This is a genomic window from Psychrosphaera sp. HA2-10 (assembly GCF_055693745.1).
In genome coordinates this window covers 2,232,832-2,254,124 of the sequence record NZ_CM146341.1, presented here as the reverse complement: position 1 = coordinate 2,254,124, position 21,293 = coordinate 2,232,832, and the positions used below count along the sequence as shown (strand labels likewise).

Here is a 21,293-nt window from a genome sequence, read left to right as displayed (position 1 = left end):
TAAAAATGTTATATAAAGCGCAAATATTAGAACAGTTAGAACAGCACAAGGTAGCTTTGTTTGGCCTTGGTATAACTGGCATGTCTATGTTGCGTTTTTTGCTATCTCAAAATATATCTCCTGACGTTTTTGATACCCAACAAGCGCCATCGGAGAATGCACAAAAACATGAGCTACTTGGACAAGTTGCGAGTTTTTTTGGCCCCATAACAGACGATCAATTTGAGCAATACGATTATGTGCTAATTAGCCCTGGCATAAGTTTACGTCACCCTGCCATTGTTCAAGCCAAAGCGAATGGTGTTCAGGTCTTTTGTGATATTGAATTGTTTGCTCAGGTGAATACAAAACCCGTATTGGCTGTAACAGGGTCGAACGGTAAATCGACCGTGGTTGCTTGGCTTACTGACTTTCTAAATCGAGTAGGTAAAAAGGCGGTGGTTTGCGGTAACTTCGGGGTGCCGGTGCTCGATGTGATCAATGAAGACGTCGATGCTTTTGTTATTGAGCTGTCGAGTTTTCAGTTAGATACAACGGAAAGCTTGGTTTGTGAGGCTGGCTGTGTGTTGAACGTCTCGCCTGATCATTTGGACAGGTATGATAGTTTTGCCGATTATGCAAAATCGAAAAGAAAGATATATCAAAACGCGAAAACGGCTATTTTTAATGGCGATGATGAACTAACGATACCAAGAGTTTCAAAACCATCTAACGATGTGGACACAGATTTGGCTGCGCCCCATGTTGCATTTGGGATTGGGTCTGAAGTTACATCAGGTTTGTTATGGCGATATGACCCAAAAAATCAATTTTTGTACTACGGCAATAATGTCATTGCGGACTTTTCAACGTTTGCATTGAGCGGACACCATAATGCACTTAACGCCTTGGCTGTAATGGCGCTGGCTAACACCATTGGTGTTGATGTAAAGAATGATATCGCACACTTAGCTGAGTTTTCTGGTTTAACCCATCGTTGCCAACATGTAAGAACATTAAATAATGTTGCTTTTGTAGATGATTCGAAAGCAACCAACATCGCTTCGTGCCAGGCCGCTATTGGCGGCCTTGCTACCAAGAAAAATATAATTCTAATTGCCGGTGGTGATGCAAAAGGTGCTGATCTTAGTGAGTTAAACGAAGTTATTGAAAATCACGTAAAAGCGGTTGTGGCGTTAGGGAAAGATAAACATCAGTTTGTTAACTTTGTTGCCTCAGAAAAGTTACATTTAGTAACCTCAATGAAAGATGCAGTTGATGTTGCCAATAGTCTAGCAGTGTCACAGGATATCGTTTTGTTATCTCCTGCATGCGCAAGCATTGATATGTTTAGGAATTACCAAGCAAGAGCCGCAGCATTTATAGACGCGGTGACCCAGTTAGGGGACCAATCATGAGTAGAATTGGATTTGGCTTGGTAAACCTTGCGAGTCGAAAAACAGCGGAAGAGTTGGAGCAACCCCCACAGCATTATGACAGAGGCTTGTTTTTACTCACTTTATGCTTGATGTGTTTTGGCTGGATCATGGTGACGTCTGCTTCGATGCCTGTCGCTGAAAAACTATATAACAACGAGTATTATATCTCGATAAAACATGCGGTTTTTCTCGTTATTTCGTTATTATCCATGACGACTGTGTTGTTATTTAAAATGGAGTGGTGGCGTAAATACAACATGCAACTTTTACTAGTGGCAACGGTACTTTTAGTTTTGGTGTTACTGGTTGGTAATACGGTAAACGGCAGTCGACGCTGGTTATCCCTTGGTATCTTTAATTTGCAGGCGGCTGAAGTCGCTAAACTATTCTTTTTCGCTTTTTTGGCTGGGTATTTGGTAAGGCAACATGAACAACTGTTAGAGCGCGCAAAAGGGTTTTATAAACCACTAGTAGTATTCACGGTATTGGCGATTTTATTACTACAGCAGCCAGACTTAGGTACAGTAATTGTCATGTTTGTCACAACCGTCGCTTTACTATTTTTAGCGGGCGCTAAGATTTGGCAGTTTGTCGCGTTAATTGCTGGTGGGCTGGTTTCGGTAGTGAGTTTGATTCTATTAGAGCCTTATCGTATGCGCCGAGTCACTTCGTTTTTAGATCCATGGGCGGATCCATTTGGTAGCGGTTATCAGTTAACACAATCATTAATGGCTTATGGTCGTGGCGATTGGGGCGGTTTAGGATTGGGCAACTCAATTCAAAAACTAGATTACTTACCCGAAGCTCACACCGACTTTATTGCGGCGGTAATAGCTGAAGAACTTGGTTTTGTCGGTCTAACGTTATTGGTGTTAGTCATGGGTTTGCTGGTTCATCGAATTTTAAAAATAGGTTCTAAGGCGATGGAGCAAGAGGAACATTTTAATGGCTATTTCGCTTACGCCATTGGCATTTGGATAGCATTTCAAGTGTTTGTAAATATAGGTGCTAGTACCGGTTTATTGCCAACAAAGGGGTTAACCTTGCCGTTTATCTCTTATGGAGGCAGTAGCTTAATTGTGTTTTCAGTTGCAGTTGCCATTGTGTTACGTATCGATTTTGAGTTACGTCAGAAAGAGCAATTAAATCCGCCTCCGGAGGTGTCTTATGAAGTCGTCACCTAAAGCGATAATTGTGGCCGGTGGCACAGGTGGCCATATTTTCCCAGGCATTGCCTTAGCTGAGCAACTCATTGCAAACGGTTGGACCGTCGATTGGATCGGAACGGCTGACCGAATGGAAGCGGAATTAGTTCCTAAGCATAATTTACCCATTCATTTTATTGACGTAAAAGGAGTGCGTGGTAATGGCCTAAAACGTTTGCTAGGAATGCCACTGATGCTGATCAAAGCGTTTTTTCAGGCTCGAAAAGTAATTTCGTCTATTAAGCCTGACATTGTTGTCGGTTTTGGCGGTTACGCTTCTGGTCCTGGTGGTTTAGCAGCAAAGTCCCTAGGTGTGCCATTGATATTGCACGAACAAAATGCGGTGATGGGGATGACTAATCGCTACTTAAGTAAAGTCGCACTTAAAACATTATTGGCGTTTCCTATTGTTGGTCGACCAGAGCAAGGGGTTAAATTTGAAGTTGTTGGTAATCCAGTTAGAGCCGAAATTTCAAAGTTAAATAAATTACCCAAACGGTTACTTAATGAACAAAGTTCAAAACATATTTTAGTGATTGGTGGTAGTCTAGGCGCCCAAGTTTTTAATCAAACTTTACCTACTTTATTGGCGTCACTTTTACCAAGCGAAGCAAAGCTTAAAGTGCGTCATCAAGCGGGTAAAAATAACAGCAATGATGTGCAAAAACGTTACGAAGATGCTGGGTTTACAAACACTCAGGTAGTCGTTTCTGATTTTGTCGATGATATGCAAGCTGCATACGCATGGGCCGATATTATTATTTGTCGAGCTGGAGCGTTAACTGTCTCTGAAGTGGCTGCCTCGGGTAACATGGCAATATTTGTTCCTTTACCTTATGCCGTTGACGATCATCAAACAGCGAATGCAAATTGGCTAGTAAATGCTGGGGCTGCACAGTTAATTGCGCAGCCAAACTTAGAAAAAGAATTGCCAACAATGCTGCATGAGTTATTACATGCGCCATCTTTGATTACACAGATGCAGCAACGAGCTAGGCAAAATGCAAATTTAGGCACAACTGACCGCATGTTAAGTTTGTGCCAAGCAATTGGAAGAAAGTAATTGAGTATTCAAGATAATATAGTTAATCCAGCAATGCGACGCTTACAAACGCTGCACTTTATCGGTATCGGTGGTGCTGGCATGGGCGGTATTGCTGAAGTGTTGTTGAATGAAGGTTACAAAGTGACCGGCTCAGATATTAATGAGAATGCCGTTGTACAACGCCTTAAAGGCTTAGGCGCGACAATTACTATTGGTCACCTTAAAGAAAACGTCGAAGAGGCCAGTGTTGTTGTTGTATCTAGCGCAATTGACGAGACAAACGTTGAGATAATTTCAGCGCGAGAAAAACGTATACCTATTGTTCGTCGAGCCGAAATGTTAGCTGAATTAATGCGTTTTCGTTTTGGTATCGCTATCGCTGGAACGCACGGTAAAACGACAACAACAAGTTTAATCGCCAGTATTTTTGCAGAAGCGGAGCTTGACCCAACATTTATTATCGGTGGGTTGTTAAATAGCGCTGGGACCAACGCTCGTTTGGGCAAAAGTCGATATTTAATTGCGGAAGCTGATGAAAGTGATGCTTCATTTTTACACCTTCAACCACTTATTTCGGTTGTTACCAATATAGAAGCCGATCATATGGAAACTTATGGTGGTGACTTTGAGCAGATGAAGCGGACTTATGTAGATTTCCTTCATAACTTACCGTTTTACGGATTGGCGACCATGTGCGGTGATGATGAAGTAGTTTTGAAAATAGTGAAAGATCTGGGTAGACGAGTTGTTACTTATGGTTTTGAAGCTCATAACGATTACGTTATTACGAATTTTAATCAATCTGAAACTCGAACCACGTTTACAGTAAACCACAACGGTAAAAAGCTTGATTTGGCGCTAAACCTTCCAGGTCGCCACAATGCGTTAAATGCAACAGCTGCTGTCGCGGTATCGCATGAAGAAGGCATTGATGACAAGTTTATTATTAGTGCACTAGAAAAGTTTGAGGGCATTGGCCGTCGTTTCCAACAATATGGTGATTTTGATACAGGCAAAGGGATTGTTAAGTTAATGGATGATTACGGTCATCACCCGACAGAAGTGTCTGCAACCATTGATGCCGTAAGAGCTGCTTGGCCAGAAAAGCGCATTGTCATGTGTTACCAACCGCATCGATATAGCCGTACTCGCGATCTTTATGACGACTTTACCCATGTGTTATCGAAAGTAGACTGTTTGTTATTGCTTGAAGTCTACGCTGCTGGTGAAAAGCCAATTGTTGGCGCAGATGGTCGCAGCCTTGCGCAGTCTATTAGACAAAGAAATGTAATTGACCCAATTTTTGTTGCCAAGCCAGAGCAATTACCAAATCAATTAGCACATGTCCTTCAAGACGGTGATGTTGTTATAACTCAAGGTGCTGGCAACATTAATTCTGTGATTAAAACGTTGATTGAATGTGAAATGAAAATTGCCAAACTCATGGAGGTGACTGAGCTATGACCGCGTTAGACACCAGTAAGTTTGGTAAAGTTGCAGTAATGTTTGGTGGTACGTCTGCTGAACGCGACGTTTCGTTAAATTCAGGTAAAGCGGTATTGGACGCCCTATTAGATCAAGGTGTCGATGCCTATGCTTTTGACCCAAAATTTGACTACTTAGACGACTTACTGAAAAAAGACTTTGATCGTGTATTTATTGTTTTACATGGTCGCGGTGGAGAAGACGGTAGTTTGCAAGGCGCGTTGCAATTAATGGGCTTGCCTTACACGGGTTCTGGCCCACAAGGTTCAGCGCTGGCAATGGATAAAGTTCGAAGTAAGTTTTTATTTAAGGGCGCCGAGCTTCCTTCTGCGCCTTTTGCAGTCGTAAAGCGAGGTCAAGACTTTGATGCTGAGGAGTTATTGGCGCAGCTATCTGGCCGAGTTATGGTTAAGCCTGCAAATGAAGGTTCAAGCATAGGAATGTCACAAGCTCGTAGTTCTGATGAATTGCAGAAGGCCGTTAAGTTGGCATTTGAATATGATGCAGAAGCGCTTGTTGAGCAATGGGTTGAAGGACGTGAAATTACTGTAAGTATAGTCGCAGGTAAGGCCATGCCATTGATAGAGATGCGCACGCCTAACGAGTTTTATGACTATGAAGCAAAGTATAAAAGCTCATCTACTGAGTACTTGTGTCCAGCGCCGCTATCAGAATCGTTAACAAAGCAAATACAAGCGATTGCGGTTCAAGCTTTTGAGCTAGTTGGCGCAAAGGGTTGGGGCCGTGTTGACTTTTTATTAGATGAGAATGAAAACCCGTTTATATTGGAAATAAATACTGTGCCGGGTATGACGACAACATCTTTAGTTCCTAAGGCTGCAGCGCAACAAGGCGTAAGTTTTAAAGAGCTAGTTTTAAGTATTTTGTCTGAGACATTAGAGTCAGATGTAGACTCAAAGAGTGCAGGAAAATAGCGGTGAATAAGACGACAGTTAAAAAGTGGCAAAAATCTAGCTTTTTAGTTGGATTTGTTTTCTTTTTAACGGTTATTTTATTGTTTGTATGGGGTTATAATAGCCTGTTCAAATGGGCACAAGACAAAAATGATGTGCCGATTAATGAAGTAGTGATACACGGTGAGTTAACGTATTTAAATCGTGATGACCTTAAGAGTAAAATTGTACAACAACTCGAAGGTAGCTTTTTCACGTTAGATGTAGCAAAGCTGCAATATAAGCTAGAAGAAAACCCTTGGATTTATGGGATTTCAATTCGTAAAGAATGGCCACGCAAAATTCATGTTTTTGTGGTTGAGCAAGATGTATATGCAGTGTGGAACAATGACTTATTGTTAAATAAGTTTGGCGATGTATTTTATGCAGACGGTATCGACGTTCCAAACACTCTACCAAGGCTTTATGGGCCCGAAGGTAACGAGAAAGATGTATTAAAAGGGTATGTGCAAATGCAGCATTTGTTGGATTTACACAACTTCAAAATTAGTGAGTTAGTTTTGTCTGAGCGATATGCTTGGCAAATCTGGCTGGAGCGGAGCATACATTTAAATTTAGGACGCTCCGATAAGATGAAACGAGTGCAACGATTTGTTGATTTGTACCCGCTTTTGTCTGACTATAGCGGTAAGGATATCGCTCGCGTAGATTTACGTTATGACATAGGTTTAGCTGTGTCGTGGCGCGATAACAATAATAACGAAAGCTAAGTGCGATAAGCGAAAAATATGAGTTCAAGTGCGAAAGCCAATGACAGAAATTTAATTGTAGGTTTAGATGTTGGTACATCTAAAGTAACTGCAGTTGTTGGGGAGATAACCCCAGATCAGCAAATCAGCATTGTTGGTGTTGGTCATCATGCTAGTCATGGTATGGATAAAGGCGGCGTTAATGACTTGAATTTAGTCATTGGCTCTGTACAAAATGCCATCAATGAAGCCGAGTTAATGGCAGACTGTCGCATTTCGTCTGTTTACCTAGCAATCAGCGGTAAGCATATATCGTGTCAGAATGAGAGCGGAATGGTTCCTATTCACGACTCTGAGGTGACTGCGGAAGATGTCGAAAATGTAATTCATGCTGCAAAAGCAGTGCCTATGGCTGCTGAACGTAAAATGTTGCATGTTATGCCACAAGAGTTTTCCGTTGATATGCAAGAGGGCATTAAAAGTCCTATCGGCATGTCTGGCGTACGTATGGAAGCAAAGGTGCATATCGTTACTTGTTCTAATGATATGGCAAAAAATATTGTTAAGTGTGTTGAGCGTTGCGAGCTTAAAGAAGACCAGTTGATTTTTAGTGCACTTGCATCAAGTTACGCAGTGTTAACCGAAGATGAACGTGAGTTAGGTGTGTGTGTTGTCGATATGGGTGGCGGTACGTTAGATATTGCTATTTATGCCAACGGCGCTATTCGCCACTCTGCGGTTTTACCGGTTGCGGGTAATCAAGTTACTAACGATATAGCAAAAATATTCCGCACTCCAATCGGACATGCTGAAGATATTAAAGTTAAATATGGGGTGGCTTATAAAAATTTAGCCAGCTCAGAAGATAATATTGAGGTACCTAGCGTAGGTGGACGACCAGCAAGAATTATGTCGCGCCACACATTAGCGGAAGTAATAGAACCTCGTTATCAAGAAATATATGAATTGATTTTGGATGAAATTCGAAAGTCAGGGCTGGAAGATCAAATTGCAGCTGGCATAGTTTTAACAGGCGGTACGGCAAAAATGACCGGAGCAGTTGATTATGCAGAGCAAATCTTCCAGATGCCAGTTCGAGTTGGTACGCCTATTGGCGTGAAAGGACTAACAGAGTACGTGCAAGACCCTAGCTACGCTACAGCGGTTGGTTTGTTGTTATACGGAATGGAAAAGCAACAAACAAATGAGGATGAAAAACCGCAAGATTGGTGGCAGAGAATTGCAAGTTGGTTCAAAGGCGAATTTTAAAGAATTTATAGACGGAGAGAATGACAATGTATGAGTTAATGGATAATCATAACGAAGAAGCAGTCATCAAAGTATTTGGTGTCGGCGGTGGTGGCGGTAATGCTGTCGATCACATGGTTAAAGAATCGATTGAAGGTGTTGACTTTATTGCAGCGAATACGGATGCCCAAGCATTACGTAATTCAGCGGCAGGCACAACGCTTCAAATTGGTACTGAAGTAACTAAAGGCCTAGGTGCGGGTGCGAACCCAGAAGTTGGTCGTCAATCTGCATTAGAAGATCGTGAGAATATCGCAGCTGCAATGCAAGGTGCAGATATGGTCTTTATCGCTGCTGGTATGGGCGGTGGTACAGGTACAGGTGCTGCTCCAGTTGTAGCTGAAGTTGCAAAAGACTTAGGTATTTTAACAGTTGCTGTAGTCACTAAGCCTTTCGCATTCGAAGGTAAAAAGCGTTTAGCATTTGCTGATCACGGTATTCAAGACTTGTCTCGTAGTGTTGACTCGTTAATCACTATCCCAAATGATAAGTTGTTAAAAGTATTAGGTCCAAAAACCAGCCTTTTAGACGCATTTAAAGAAGCAAACAATGTCTTACTTGGTGCGGTTCAAGGTATTGCAGAATTAATAACTCGCCCGGGATTGATCAATGTTGACTTTGCAGACGTAAAGACTGTCATGTCAGAGATGGGTACGGCGATGATGGGCACAGGAACAGCTTCTGGTCCAGACCGTGCGCAAGAAGCTGCTGAAGCGGCGATTGCATCACCATTACTTGAAGATATCGATTTAGCTGGTGCAAAAGGTATTTTGGTTAATATCACAGCCGGTATGGATATTAGCATCGAAGAGTTCGAGACAGTTGGTAATACAGTAAAAGCATTCGCATCTGAAAATGCGACGGTTGTTGTCGGTGCAGTAATTGACATGGATATGGCTGAAGAACTACGTGTAACAGTAGTTGCAACGGGAATTGGCGGTGACAAGCGTGCTGACATTTCTTTAGTTCAACAGCCTCAAATGACACATGCAGTTGGTAATACACAAACTGTAACAGCAGCGAAACCACAGCATCACTCAATGCCAGAACAAAAAGCATTGTTAGAGCCTGAAGAAAAAAGAGATGAAGCAGAAAGTATCTTCGACATCCCGGCTTTCTTGAGAAAACAAGCTGATTAATTTTTGAGCTATTGATCTGAGGTCTGATCTGTCGTATAATACGCGCCGCTTTTTAGGTTAAGAATTAGACAAGAGGTTTATCACGCAAATATGATTAAACAACGTACAATAAAATCTTCTGTTACAACAACAGGGATTGGATTACATAAAGGTGAGAAGGTTACATTAACTCTCCGTCCTGCTGCTGAAAATACAGGTATTGTATTTCTGCGCACCGACCTTACGCCGGTTGCTGAGTTTAAGTCGTCTCCTGAATTAGTAGGTGATACTCAGATGTGTACGTGTTTAATAAATGATGCGGGTCAACGTTTGTCTACAACTGAGCACCTAATGGCTGCAATCGCAAGTTTAGCAATCGATAACCTGATTGTTGAAGTTGATGCGGCAGAGATTCCAATTATGGATGGTAGTTCGCTACCGTTCATATATTTGATGCAACAAGCTGAAGTCGTAGAGCAAAATAGTCTGCGTCGTTACATCAAAGTAACTAAGCCAGTTCGTGTTGACTTAGGTGATAAATGGGCAGAGTTGCGTCCTTACGATGGTTTCAAAATTGATTTTAGAATCGAGTTTGACCATCCAGCTATCAGCCAGTCGAAACAACGCATCCAGTTAGACATAACAGCTGAGTCGTTTCTTAAGCAAATCAGTCGTGCTCGTACCTTTGGATTCATGAGAGATATCGAGTACTTACGCGATAACAATCTAGCGCTCGGTGGTAACATGGATAACGCGATTGTTCTAGATGAATATCGTGTTCTTAATCCAGATGGCCTTCGTTATGAAGATGAATTTGTAAAGCATAAAATACTTGATGCGGTTGGTGATTTATACATGACCGGCACACCTTTATTAGCTGAGTTTGTTGCATTTAAATCGGGCCATGATTTAAATAACAAAGTATTAGTTGAACTGATGAAACATCAAGATTGTTGGGAATATGTTACTTTTGGCGAAGAAGCGCCAGAAGGCGTAACAGCAGCAATCCCTCAACTTGCTTAGTAATGTTCAAGAGCACATAAAAGTGCTCTACTTTTACTAAATGACATTCAATTATGAAAGCGCGGCTTTAGCTGCGTTTTTTTATGCGTAAAGAAATCTTTCCCTTAATTCCTACTACTAATACACAAAGCTTTTCTTGGATTCGACAACATTTGGTATATTGAGCGCCAACAAAAATGGGCTATATGACTCATTAATAACGTATAACAAAATTACAGAATATTAGATGTATAGGGGGAAGGTAATGGCTGATTTATTCGAAAATCCAATGGGATTAAATGGCTTTGAGTTTGTAGAATTTTGTGCACCTAAAAAAGGCATTTTAGAAACAATGTTTGCGTCGATGGGTTTTACAAAAGTCGCGCGTCATCGCTCTAAAGATGTTGAACTTTGGCGACAAGGTGACATCAATTTCATTACAAACTATGAAAAAGGCAGTCACGCCGATTATTATGCCCAAGAACATGGTCCTTCAGCTTGTGGTCTAGCATTTCGTGTAAAAGATGCACAATTTGCTCATACCGAAGCAGTTCGTAAAGGCGCGCAACCAGTTGAAGTTGATACTGGTCTTATGGAATTGCGTCTACCAGCTATAAAAGGTATCGGTGGCGCTAATCTCTACTTAATTGACCGTTATAAAGATGGTGAAAGCATTTACGATATTGACTTTAATTGGATTGAAGGTGTTGACCGTCGTCCAGAAGGTTGTGGTTTTCATACGCTTGATCATTTGACTCATAATGTTTATCGCGGTCGTATGGGTTACTGGGCTGATTACTATTCTAATCTGTTTAACTTCCGTGAAATTCGCTATTTCGATATCAAAGGTGAGTACACTGGATTATTATCAAAAGCGATGACTGCGCCAGACGGCAAAATCCGTATTCCTCTTAATGAAGAAGCTGCCGGTGGTGGTGGTCAAATTGAAGAGTTCTTGATGCAATACAATGGTGAAGGTATTCAGCACATTGCATTTGCATGTGATGATTTGCTTGCTTGTTGGGACCGTCTAAAAGCTTCTGGTATTGAATTTATGACGGCGCCTCCAGCTACTTATTATGAAATGCTAGAAGAACGCTTACCAGGACACGGTGAGCCAGTAGATGAACTTAAAGCTCGCGGTATTCTACTAGATGGAACAACTGATGGTGGTCAACCTAGACTATTATTACAGATATTCTCTGCGCCAGCGTTAGGGCCGGTTTTCTTCGAATTTATTCAACGTAAAGAAGATGACGGTTTTGGTGAAGGTAACTTCAAGGCATTATTTGAGTCGATTGAGCGTGACCAAGTTGCCCGTGGCGTAATTGGCGATAAGTAATTCTTAACGTTATACATAATAAATCAGCGGCGACTATATTTCTCAATACTTGCCGTTGTTTACATTAACCGGGCATTAGCCTTAAAAAGGTAAATTTATGAAAATTAATCGAATTCATCATGTGGCATATCGTTGTAAAGACGCAAAAGAAACGGTGGAGTTCTATCGTGACTTGTTAAACATGGAGTTTCAATTAGCTATCGCTGAAGACAAAGTGCCTTCAACTGGTGAGCCAGACCCGTATATGCATGTTTTTTTAGATGCTGGTCAAGGCAATGTGTTGGCATTCTTTGAAATCCCAAACGCGCCTGAAATGGGACGTGACGAAAATACGCCAGCATGGGTACAGCACATTGCATTTGAAGTAGGATCGTTAGACGAGCTTATTGAAGCGAAAGATCGTTTGGAAGCTGCAGGTGTGGATGTTTTAGGTCCAACTGATCACGCAATTTTTAAGTCTATTTATTTCTTTGATCCAAACGGACATCGTATTGAGCTGGCGGCTAATACTGATAAGCCTGGTATGTTAACCGAGTTAAAACGAGTTGCTCCAGATATGCTTGAAGAGTGGGCTAAAACTAAAAAAGCGCCGAATCACGCAGCGTGGTTACATAGCGGCGAAGATTTTAACGCAAAGTCTTAAGGAATAATTTTAATGAAATTAGCAAGTTTAAAAGCTGGTCGTGATGGCCAACTAGTCGTGGTTAATTCTGCATTAACAAAAATGGTTTCAGCAACTGACGTTGCACCAACTTTACAAGCTGCGCTTGATAATTGGTCTGAATTAGCACCTAAATTAGAGGCAATATTTAGTAAATTAGAAAGTGGCGAAATCGCAGGTGAAGACTTTAATCAAGCAGACTGTCACTCTCCGTTGCCAAGAGCTTATCAATGGGCAGACGGCTCGGCTTATGTGAATCATGTTGAGCTAGTGCGTAAAGCAAGAAATGCTGAAATGCCAGCGAGTTTCTGGACTGACCCTCTAATGTATCAAGGCGGTTCAGATAGCTTTTTAGCGCCACAATCACCAATTGTTATGCCTACAACAGAAGGCTTTGGTGTTGATTTTGAAGCAGAAGTTGCAATCATTACTGGTGACGTGCCAATGGGCGTTAGTGCAGAAGATGCACTTGAGTATATTCAATTAGTCATGATTGTTAATGATGTGTCATTACGAGGCTTAATTCCAAATGAATTAGGCAAAGGTTTTGGCTTTTTCCAATCAAAACCATCAAGCGCGTTTGCTCCAGTGTGCGTGACACCAAATCAATTGGGTGATGCGTGGAAAGATGGTAAGTTGTCTCTACCTTTAGTATCTCATTTAAATGGCGAAATTTTTGGTAAGCCAGAAGCTGGTGTTGATATGACATTTAACTTTGGTCAGCTGATTGCTCATGCTGCTCGAACACGTCCTCTGTGTGCTGGTACAGTTATAGGTTCAGGTACAGTATCAAACAAAATGGATGGTGGTCCGGGTAAACCGGTTGCTGAAGGCGGCGTTGGATATAGCTGTTTGGCAGAAATTAGAATGATAGAGACTATTAATCATGGTGCACCTAAGACTTCGTTTATGGAGTTTGGTGATAACATTAAGATTGAAATGTTTGATAAATCAGGTCAATCCATTTTCGGCCAAATCAACCAAGACTTAGTAAAACAGTAGTAAACTTAGTTCGCACTTTACGAACCAATTTCTCGAATATAAAAAGCCTTGTTTTTCAACAAGGCTTTTTTGTTTTTACGCTTTTTTTAAAGGCGACAAATCCAAATAATTCTGCCATGATAAATTTTAGATTAGCGACTGCTTATAAAGAGAAATATGACCGTATCTACAAAAGAATTGTTTGAGCTATTAAAAGCCAGTAATGATTTTAGTGATCTATCTAATGACGTTTTAGAATCACTTGCTGCTGCATTACGACTTGAAACAATTTCAGGTGGAAGTAAATTTATTGAAGAAGGCTCCAGTGCCGATTCACTTTTTCTGTTAGTTAGTGGTCGTTTGCGGGTAAGTCGAACAATACACGGTGGCAATAAGCTAATGTATAACGAAGTTTTACCAGGCGATTGTATTGGTGAAACAAGTATGATTTTAAGGCAAGCTCGAACCGCAGATATTTCAGCTACTCGAGAGTCGGTTGTCGCAATTTTAGATTACGAAAAATACGAAGAATTAGTAACAAAATTTCCGATTGAACTTAATCGGGCATTCTCGAATGCTATCTATCGCCACCTTAGACACGAACGACAAGTTGATAAACGACGTCGAGCACAAAGTTTTTATCTATTACCAATTCATAACTCAATTGATATTGATAAGTTTAGTGAACAGCTATTTAGCGCGTTATCCGAGTATGGCAAATGCCAGGCTTTAGATTGCAATAGCTTTGATAATGAACAAAATCACGGGCGTGCGCTAGATCAAGTCGAGGCCGTGAATGATTTTATTATATTTAAAGGCTCGTCTAATTTTAACCCAAAAGAGCGTACTAATTTTGAACACGCCGATCAGCTAGTATTAGTGGGTGATGGAAGCAAGTCTATTGAGCTGTCTGAAATTGAGCAGCAATTAAATCAGCACCCCAATTTTATTTTGATGAGACGCCACCTTGCATTGATATTGCCTGATTCAGCGGAGTTTTGTGGTGACAGATTAGCATGGAATAAAGAGCGAGATGCAGAACGTGTTTATCCGATAAAGTATTCACAGCAAAGTGATTTTATGAGGTTGTCGCGGTTTTTGCTAGAAAAGGCGGTTGGTCTTGTTTTAGGTGGGGGCGGAGCGAGAGGTTTTGCTCACTTAGGTGTTATCAAAGCGTTTGAAGAAGCTGGAATTCCCATCGATTTAATTGGTGGCAACAGTATGGGTGCACTCATTGGTGCTAGCTATGTCGCAGGTATGCCAAGAGATAAGATTCACCTAGAAATCCTAAAGCACGCCAAAAGTGGAATGAAGCTAACGTTCCCTGTTGTATCGCTAATGTCGAATAGTAATTTAGCGAATGCGTTTCATGACGCTTTAGGGGATATAAATATAGAAAACTTGTGGACACCATTTTTTGCTGCCGCTTGCAATCTTACTGATGCTGAAACTGCAGTGTTAGATCATGGTCCGCTTTGGAAAGCAGTATTGGCAAGTAACTCGCCTGCTGGATTATTTCCTCCAGTTATTAGTGATGGCAATTTATTAGTCGATGGGGCTATTTTAGAAAACGTTCCGGTTAAGGCCATGCGCCAACGATTAAGTACGCCACTAGAGCGTCGTCGAGGAAATGGTTTGGTTATCGCTATCGATGTAGATGTAAGGGGGCGTTTTTCAGTTGATTCATCAACGACAGAGCTGAGTACTTGGAAAAAGGTAAAATCACACTTTAATAGTAACCAGGATACTCTTCCAGGGATTGTCGATATTATGTTGCAAGTGGCACATATTGGCGGTTTATCGCAACGGCCTCATACAAAAAGAGGCGCGGATATTTATTTAGAGCCACCATTGTCGGATTTTAAAATAATGGATTACAAAAAAGCTGAGCAAATCATTGAAGTAGGTTACCAATTTACGCTAGATCATTTAGACCAGTTAAAAGAACAGGCAGAGCTATAAAATGAAGTTGCTGCCGTTATCCGTTCCACAAAAGGAAATTTGGACCGAATGGTTGGCTTGGTCTAACAGCGCACACCTTAATATCGGTGGCTACACTGAAATTAAAGGTGTTTTAGACACCGACTTGTTCATAAAAGCATTACAGTTGTTAGTTCAGGAAAACAGTGCACTTAGGTTAATACCTAACATAAAAGGAAGCCAAGCCAGTCGGGATGATGTAATCCCAATATACGAGTTTGTGGACTTAAGTCATTGCGATGATCCAAAACAGGCTATCATGAATTGGCAAGAGCAATGGATGGTAAGCGAATTTGACTTTAAAAACGCACCACCGGTACGTTTTGCATTATTAAAAGAGCATGACCGTCGCCATTACTTAGTCATCCAAGCAATGCATACAATCATGGATGGGTGGAGTTTATCTTTAACGACGCAAAAACTTGGTGACTGTTATAATAGATTGATGACCAAGACGGTTGATAGTCTTGTTCCACAGGCGGACTATCTAGACTTTATAGAAGCGTCGAACGAATATTTACAAAGCAATACCTATAAAAAAGATCATGAATATTGGATCCATGCCTTCTCGAAACTGCCCGAGCCACTTTTTACAGAGCGATATGGAAACATTGAGAAAAAAGCGACAGAGTTACCAAAAGCCTACATCGCTAAACATCACATAGATGAAACGCTACGAGTAAAAATAGCAACCTTCTGTAGAGACAACAAAGCCACCGCGTTTCAAGTCTATCTTGCTGTTTTATCTATCTATATATTTAAAAGTCAAAATGTATCTGAAGTCGTTATTGGTGTTCCAAGCCTGAACAGGGGAGGAAACAAGTATAAAAATACGCTAGGCATGTTTGTCGCGGTTTTACCCTTAACTATTTATCATAACGATGGTCAAAGTTTTAATGAGTTAGTAGCAGATATCGGTCGCTCGCTAAAAAAAAGTTATCGTCATGCAAAGTACCCACTCAGCGATCATGCTAAACGTTTAGAAGTTGTTCGCCGTGGCCGTGATCGATTATTCGACATCATTTTCTCGTATGAAGAGTTTGAATTTTCTAGCCAATTTGGCGATGCAGTTCTCTCCGAAACCAAACAAACATTTAACCCCTATAGCAGGTATCCATTAGCTATTTCGTTATGTGACTTTTTAGATGCTAAAGACACGGAAATGGTGCTAGAGACAGGGAGCACATTTTTCTCTGAAGCTGAGAGTCAATTGATCGGACCTCGCATTATCTCATTAGCATCGCAGTTGATAGGTGAACAAAAAGTAAATCGTAATTTGCAGCTGTGTACCGAGGCAGAGGTTGAATTACAACAAAAGCAATACGATAGAAATAGAACCTTAATAGATACAGAGTCCTTCTCTGAAAATATTATCAATACATCGTTAGTAACACCGAAAAACATCGCGCTCATATCAGATGAAGTGACACTAAATTATCAACAGTTAGTTATTTGTGCTGCGCATTTAGCCGATCAGTTACACGTAGCGGGAGTAGAACCTGGTAATACGGTTGTTTTAGCCCTTCACCGTGGACCTGAAGTTGTGGTGGCTATGTTAGCGTGTAGTTTTATAGGCGCTGTATTTTTACCAATCGACTTAGAGTGGCCCGACACAAGAATTCAAAATATCGCCGAACAAACACGCTGCAACACATACTTTGTTAATAGCAGTAATACTAGGCTTTTTTCAGGAACGACTTTGCCGGTAGATATTACTGATTTATGTAGCAAGCCTTATCAACTTTCCGAACTAGTTAAATACAACAAGGTAAATCATAAGCACGCTTATACATTGTTTACTTCAGGTACTACTGGCCACCCTAAAGGTGTAATTATCAGCCATAAAGCCTTAAAAAATAGATTAAATTGGATAGTTGATAATTGGGGTATTACCTCTGATGATAGAGCACTTCAGGCGACACAGATAAACTTTGACCCATCGCTTATTGAAATGCTTGCGCCATTGATGGCGGGAGGAAGTGTTGCCTTCCCAAAAGCAGGACGCCTGCTTCCTGAATGGTTACCTGAGTTAATAACACATTTTAACGCCACTATGATGGCGTTTGTACCGTCAACGCTAACTCGATTTTTAGATGGTTTAGATTCACAAATAGAGTTACCGCTTAGAATTTGCTGTTGCGGAGGTGAAGTGCTGTCGTATGAACTGGCAAAACGCTTTTCGGAAGCAACAGGGGCGCAGCTATTTAACGTTTATGGTCCAACGGAAGCAACGATATTTTGCACCTCTTGGCAAATGCATCCTCAGACGATCCGCAGTCGTCATATGCCTATTGGCAAAGCGATTTCAAACACTCAAATAATAATATTAAACGACCAGGATCAGTTACAACCATTTGGTGTAGTTGGCGAAATTTATATAGCAGGAGAAAGTCTTGCAGAGGGTTATGTTAATAATGAGACTGAAACTCAGCATCGTTTTCGTATGTTTGAGACGCCTATATTAGGTCATCAACGACTTTATAAAACCGGAGATCTTGGCTGGCTTGATTGTGATGGCGTTTTACATTTTTCAGGTCGAGTTGACAGACAAATTAAACTTCGTGGCTATCGAATTGAGCTAAATGAAATTGAGAATGCTATTTTGTCTATTTGTGGTGTTGAACAGGCTGCGTGCAAATTAGTATCGGACAAATCGTCAAGTGCGATACACGCTTGGTATTGCAGTAAGTCGTTATTAACAGGCGCTGACATTCGCGCAAAATTAGTGGCGATCTTGCCCGATTATATGCTACCGCAGCGACTAATGTTAATTGAGTCAATGCCAGTCACATCAAATGAGAAAATAGCTTACGACGAGCTGCCCCCTATTAATTTAACTGAGCACTTAACAGCTTCACGAGAACCAATAGGCAAGCTAGAAAAACAAATGTTGTTGATATGGCAACGTGTATTAAACAGAGATTCATTGACGGTTAACAGCCACTTTTTTGAGTGTGGTGGAGATTCGTTAGCAGCCGTTATTATGTTGAATGATGTTGAGCATCTAATCGAACAAAAATTATCATTACATCAATTGGTTGCTAATCCAACGGTTGCTAGCTTAGTTGAATGTATTAACAGTCAATTGGATAAACCAAGCCTTCTTGTGAGTCTTGGCGATACAACTAGAAGCGCAAGCTTGTTTGTTGCCGCATCTGGAAATGGCGATTTGTTGAGGTTTAAGTCACTTGCTTTATGTATGAAAGGAGTGTCAGACCTTCATATGCTGCAACCTCCTGGTTCTGTGGGAACATTGAGTATTGACGAACTAGCATCGCTATATGCAGATAAAATTGCAGGTCGTGGCGATAAGGCTATTTATTTGGCTGGTTTTTCAGTTGGAGGCTTAGTGGCGGTAGAAACAGCACGAAAGCTCAGACTAAGAGGGATGGATGTCAAAACCGTTTTTATCGTTGATACGATATTAATGAAAATGCCTCAACTGATCATCATAATCTGGCAGTGGCTGGCCAAATTGCTTGCTCGGTGGCATATCGCCCGACAAAGAACGTCTGGCTCTAAGATTCTTAGTGTGCTTCAAGATAACGGTCTGTTATTACAAGTAAAAGCAATGCGTAAACATACTATGTCGAATTATGAAGGGGATGCAATACTCATAAAGTCTTCCGCTTATCGGTTAATCCATAATTTGTTATTGGGTGGTTGGCGAAAAGTTCTAATTGGACGTCGAGATGAAGTTGAGATAGAAACGTCTCATAGCCATTTTTTTGAACCGGGTAAAGTGGATCAATTGGCCGACGTCATCAAAGCTGAAATCAATAAAAAAGATGGCAGTTGAGCCATCTTTTATTTTTTAATTAGTCTTCCGTAGCCACCTCTGGTGGATGGATTTTGGCTCTGGCGACCTTATTGTCATCAACATCGACAATTTCAATTGGGTAGCCGGAAATGTTTAGGCAAACACCTACTTCAGGTATTTCTTCCAAAAACTCAAGTATCAAGCCATTAATTGTTTTTGGACCGTCAATGGGTAAGTCCCAAGACATTTCTTTATTTATTTCTCGAATATTCGCGCTGCCTTCAATAACAAAGGAGCCATCTTTTTGCTCTTCGACTTCATCACTAGTATAAACCGCAATACCCGTTGTAAAGTCACCAACAATTTCTTCAAGAATATCTTCAAGCGTAAATAAGCCCTGAATATCGCCATACTCATCAACAACAAGACCAATTCTCTCTTTGTTTTGTTGTAACTTTTGCATTAACGTAATTATAGAAGTGCCCTCAGGTGTGAAATAAATCTCACGTACGGCACGTAGCAAATTATTTTTAGTAAAGTCGTCTTTTGATAACAAGCGTAATGCATCACGAACGTGAATAAATCCAACTGCATCGTCAATGTTGTCACGATAAAGCAATAATCTAGTATGTTGCGCGTTTGTTAAACCACGTTGTAAATCTTTCCAATCATCATTGATATCAAGTGCATAGATCTCATTTCGTGGCACCATGATGTCTTCAACTTTAATGTTTTCAATATCAAGTAAATTTACCAACATGTTTTGATGTTTATCTTCGAGTAAGCCACCAGATTCATTGACGACGGTTCGAAGCTCTTCACTACTTAAACTATGCTCTTGTCGGTCTTTTGCGCTAATACGAAGCATAATTAAGATGCCATTCGTAATATAATTTACGATAACGACAAATGGATAAAGTACTTTTAATAAAATATTTAGCACCCAAGAGCTAGGGTAGGCAATTTTTTCTGGATGCAAGGCCGCTAATGTTTTTGGCGTTACCTCAGCAAAGATCAGAATGACAAAAGTTAATACGAACGCCGCCACGGCTAAACCGACATCGCCATACAAGCGTTGCCCTATTTCAGCAGCTAAGAACGAAGCGCCAATGTTAACCAAGTTGTTACCAATTAATATAAGACCAATAAGTTGATCAGGTCGAGCCATCAATTTTGATACGCGGATTGCGCCTTTGTGGCCTTCGTTTTCCAGATGCTTAAGGCGATATTTGTTCAACGCCATTAAGCCTGTTTCAGAGCTCGAAAAGTATGCAGATATAAAGATAAGTACAGCTAGCGCAATAAACAGCGTACTCGTTGATATGTCGTCCAAGCAGATGGTTCCTATATAAAGTTAAGGTATATAAATAACATGTTCTAATTAGCTAGTTAAGCCCAATCAATCAGTTTAGAAGGATTTCTTTAACAAAGCGACTGCCAAAATACGCTAATGAAAGAATAATTGCCGCGATAACGGTACCAATAGCACTGTTTGTGCCGCGCCAACCGTATATTTTATGGCCAATGGTGAGTACTAAAAATATACCCCAAGCAACTAACGATAATACGGTTTTGTGGGCATAGTCTTTTGACCACATAGTGTCTAAAAACATAAAGCCAGTGAGCAGTGCCGCAGTTAACAACAAAAGCCCGAGTGTCATTAAGTTAAAATGCTGACGTTCTACAACATTAAGGGGTGGTAAAAATGAGTTTAAGGCTAATGTTTTCGCTTTTAGCTTGGAATCTATGTAATGAAATTGTAAGGCATATAAAGATGCAATTACTAAAATGCAGTAGGCACTCACGGATAAAGCAATATGAATTATCATAGCGGCCGATGATGCTGTTAGCCCGCCTGTATACAGCGCGGAGTTTAGCGGTGTTATTAATAATAAAATAGACAATAAAGCAGAAAAGCCATTTGTAACGATAATCATCATTGGATTTAGTTGCTTAATGGAACGGGCAACGATAGATAGATTGATTAAACCGGCTACAAGCAAGGACATCGACGCAAGAGATAAGTGTAGTTCATTATCGATATACAACGCCTGTCTGGCAATGATGAGCTGAACAGCGGTTGTAACAACAGACAGAACGAGGATTAATTTAGAGTTATCTGATGTTTTAGAATAAATTGATTTTGCACATAACACTGAACTGGTTAAAAAACCAATGAAACAAGTTATTAAGCCTAACTCGATAAACGTCACCGCAGAATCCTTACTTTTAAACTTTTTAATAGTATCAACAGACAGAAAAATAACATGAAAGTTGCACGCAGACTATAAAAGAAATGCAGGTTGTGACACTTTGCGTAGTGCT

The 21,293-nt window shown here is 40.7% G+C and carries 16 protein-coding genes; 14 read left to right on the top strand and 2 right to left on the bottom strand.

Going from position 1 to position 21,293, the window contains the following annotated elements; genetic code table 11:
- The first annotated feature begins 5 nt into the window (after window positions 1-5).
- The 14 genes from murD (at window position 6) to ACZ1GV_RS10160 (ending at window position 19,007) form a co-directional block, all read left to right on the top strand.
- The gene (gene murD / locus ACZ1GV_RS10225) at window positions 6-1,397 is read left to right on the top strand and encodes a UDP-N-acetylmuramoyl-L-alanine--D-glutamate ligase (RefSeq protein WP_472674075.1); all 1,392 of its coding nucleotides are present in this window, start codon (window positions 6-8) and stop codon (window positions 1,395-1,397) included.
- Window positions 1,394-2,602 (top strand): cell division protein FtsW, encoded by a 1,209-nt coding sequence (ftsW, locus tag ACZ1GV_RS10220; protein ID WP_472674074.1) that lies wholly within the window; start codon window positions 1,394-1,396, stop codon window positions 2,600-2,602. The genes murD and ftsW overlap by 4 nt, the downstream gene beginning before the upstream one ends.
- The gene (gene murG / locus ACZ1GV_RS10215) at window positions 2,586-3,686 is read left to right on the top strand and encodes an undecaprenyldiphospho-muramoylpentapeptide beta-N-acetylglucosaminyltransferase (protein WP_472674073.1); all 1,101 of its coding nucleotides are present in this window, start codon (window positions 2,586-2,588) and stop codon (window positions 3,684-3,686) included. The genes ftsW and murG overlap by 17 nt, the downstream gene beginning before the upstream one ends.
- A gap of 33 nt (window positions 3,687-3,719) precedes the next feature.
- Window positions 3,720-5,132, top strand: a complete 1,413-nt coding sequence (gene murC, locus ACZ1GV_RS10210; RefSeq protein ID WP_472675892.1) for a UDP-N-acetylmuramate--L-alanine ligase — start codon at window positions 3,720-3,722, stop codon at window positions 5,130-5,132.
- On the top strand, window positions 5,129-6,088 hold the full coding sequence (locus ACZ1GV_RS10205; RefSeq protein ID WP_472674072.1) for a D-alanine--D-alanine ligase: 960 nt from the start codon (window positions 5,129-5,131) through the stop codon (window positions 6,086-6,088). The genes murC and ACZ1GV_RS10205 overlap by 4 nt, the downstream gene beginning before the upstream one ends.
- A 2-nt stretch (window positions 6,089-6,090) precedes the next feature.
- Complete coding sequence (locus ACZ1GV_RS10200) at window positions 6,091-6,837, top strand: cell division protein FtsQ/DivIB (RefSeq protein ID WP_472674071.1); 747 nt, start codon at window positions 6,091-6,093, stop codon at window positions 6,835-6,837.
- 18 nt (window positions 6,838-6,855) lie between these two features.
- Entirely contained in the window at window positions 6,856-8,085 is a 1,230-nt protein-coding gene (gene ftsA / locus ACZ1GV_RS10195) for a cell division protein FtsA (protein WP_472674070.1), read from the top strand.
- Between the two features lie 26 nt (window positions 8,086-8,111).
- Window positions 8,112-9,263 (top strand): cell division protein FtsZ, encoded by a 1,152-nt coding sequence (ftsZ, locus tag ACZ1GV_RS10190; protein ID WP_472675891.1) that lies wholly within the window; start codon window positions 8,112-8,114, stop codon window positions 9,261-9,263.
- Window positions 9,264-9,353: 90 nt separating this feature from the next.
- Complete coding sequence (gene lpxC / locus ACZ1GV_RS10185) at window positions 9,354-10,265, top strand: UDP-3-O-acyl-N-acetylglucosamine deacetylase (RefSeq protein WP_472674069.1); 912 nt, start codon at window positions 9,354-9,356, stop codon at window positions 10,263-10,265.
- Window positions 10,266-10,509: 244 nt separating this feature from the next.
- Window positions 10,510-11,586 (top strand): 4-hydroxyphenylpyruvate dioxygenase, encoded by a 1,077-nt coding sequence (gene hppD, locus ACZ1GV_RS10180; protein WP_210561591.1) that lies wholly within the window; start codon window positions 10,510-10,512, stop codon window positions 11,584-11,586.
- Window positions 11,587-11,683: 97 nt separating this feature from the next.
- Entirely contained in the window at window positions 11,684-12,229 is a 546-nt protein-coding gene (locus ACZ1GV_RS10175; RefSeq protein WP_210561593.1) for a VOC family protein, read from the top strand.
- 12 nt (window positions 12,230-12,241) lie between these two features.
- On the top strand, window positions 12,242-13,249 hold the full coding sequence (locus tag ACZ1GV_RS10170) for a fumarylacetoacetate hydrolase family protein (protein WP_472674068.1): 1,008 nt from the start codon (window positions 12,242-12,244) through the stop codon (window positions 13,247-13,249).
- 156 nt (window positions 13,250-13,405) lie between these two features.
- Entirely contained in the window at window positions 13,406-15,190 is a 1,785-nt protein-coding gene (locus ACZ1GV_RS10165; protein ID WP_472674067.1) for a patatin-like phospholipase family protein, read from the top strand.
- Window position 15,191: 1 nt separating this feature from the next.
- Window positions 15,192-19,007, top strand: a complete 3,816-nt coding sequence (locus ACZ1GV_RS10160) for a non-ribosomal peptide synthetase (RefSeq protein WP_472674066.1) — start codon at window positions 15,192-15,194, stop codon at window positions 19,005-19,007.
- A gap of 19 nt (window positions 19,008-19,026) precedes the next feature.
- Here ACZ1GV_RS10160 and ACZ1GV_RS10155 read toward each other — a convergent pair whose 3' ends face one another.
- Window positions 19,027-20,301: an HlyC/CorC family transporter gene (locus ACZ1GV_RS10155; protein ID WP_472674065.1), complete on the bottom strand. Its 1,275-nt coding sequence runs from the start codon at window positions 20,299-20,301 to the stop codon at window positions 19,027-19,029.
- A gap of 70 nt (window positions 20,302-20,371) precedes the next feature.
- Complete coding sequence (locus ACZ1GV_RS10150) at window positions 20,372-21,181, bottom strand: cytochrome C assembly family protein (RefSeq protein WP_472674064.1); 810 nt, start codon at window positions 21,179-21,181, stop codon at window positions 20,372-20,374.
- Window positions 21,182-21,293 lie beyond the last annotated feature (112 nt).

What these genes read in the sequence shown, in the direction of transcription:
- murD (WP_472674075.1), top strand. Translation starts at nt 6, where the DNA reads ATGTTATATAAAGCGCAAATATTAGAACAGTTAGAACAGCACAAGGTA.
- ftsW (WP_472674074.1), top strand. Translation starts at nt 1,394, where the DNA reads ATGAGTAGAATTGGATTTGGCTTGGTAAACCTTGCGAGTCGAAAAACA.
- murG (WP_472674073.1), top strand. Translation starts at nt 2,586, where the DNA reads ATGAAGTCGTCACCTAAAGCGATAATTGTGGCCGGTGGCACAGGTGGC.
- murC (WP_472675892.1), top strand. Translation starts at nt 3,720, where the DNA reads ATGCGACGCTTACAAACGCTGCACTTTATCGGTATCGGTGGTGCTGGC.
- ACZ1GV_RS10205 (WP_472674072.1), top strand. Translation starts at nt 5,129, where the DNA reads ATGACCGCGTTAGACACCAGTAAGTTTGGTAAAGTTGCAGTAATGTTT.
- ftsA (WP_472674070.1), top strand. Translation starts at nt 6,856, where the DNA reads ATGAGTTCAAGTGCGAAAGCCAATGACAGAAATTTAATTGTAGGTTTA.
- ftsZ (WP_472675891.1), top strand. Translation starts at nt 8,112, where the DNA reads ATGTATGAGTTAATGGATAATCATAACGAAGAAGCAGTCATCAAAGTA.
- lpxC (WP_472674069.1), top strand. Translation starts at nt 9,354, where the DNA reads ATGATTAAACAACGTACAATAAAATCTTCTGTTACAACAACAGGGATT.
- hppD (WP_210561591.1), top strand. Translation starts at nt 10,510, where the DNA reads ATGGCTGATTTATTCGAAAATCCAATGGGATTAAATGGCTTTGAGTTT.
- ACZ1GV_RS10175 (WP_210561593.1), top strand. Translation starts at nt 11,684, where the DNA reads ATGAAAATTAATCGAATTCATCATGTGGCATATCGTTGTAAAGACGCA.
- ACZ1GV_RS10170 (WP_472674068.1), top strand. Translation starts at nt 12,242, where the DNA reads ATGAAATTAGCAAGTTTAAAAGCTGGTCGTGATGGCCAACTAGTCGTG.
- ACZ1GV_RS10165 (WP_472674067.1), top strand. Translation starts at nt 13,406, where the DNA reads ATGACCGTATCTACAAAAGAATTGTTTGAGCTATTAAAAGCCAGTAAT.
- ACZ1GV_RS10160 (WP_472674066.1), top strand. Translation starts at nt 15,192, where the DNA reads ATGAAGTTGCTGCCGTTATCCGTTCCACAAAAGGAAATTTGGACCGAA.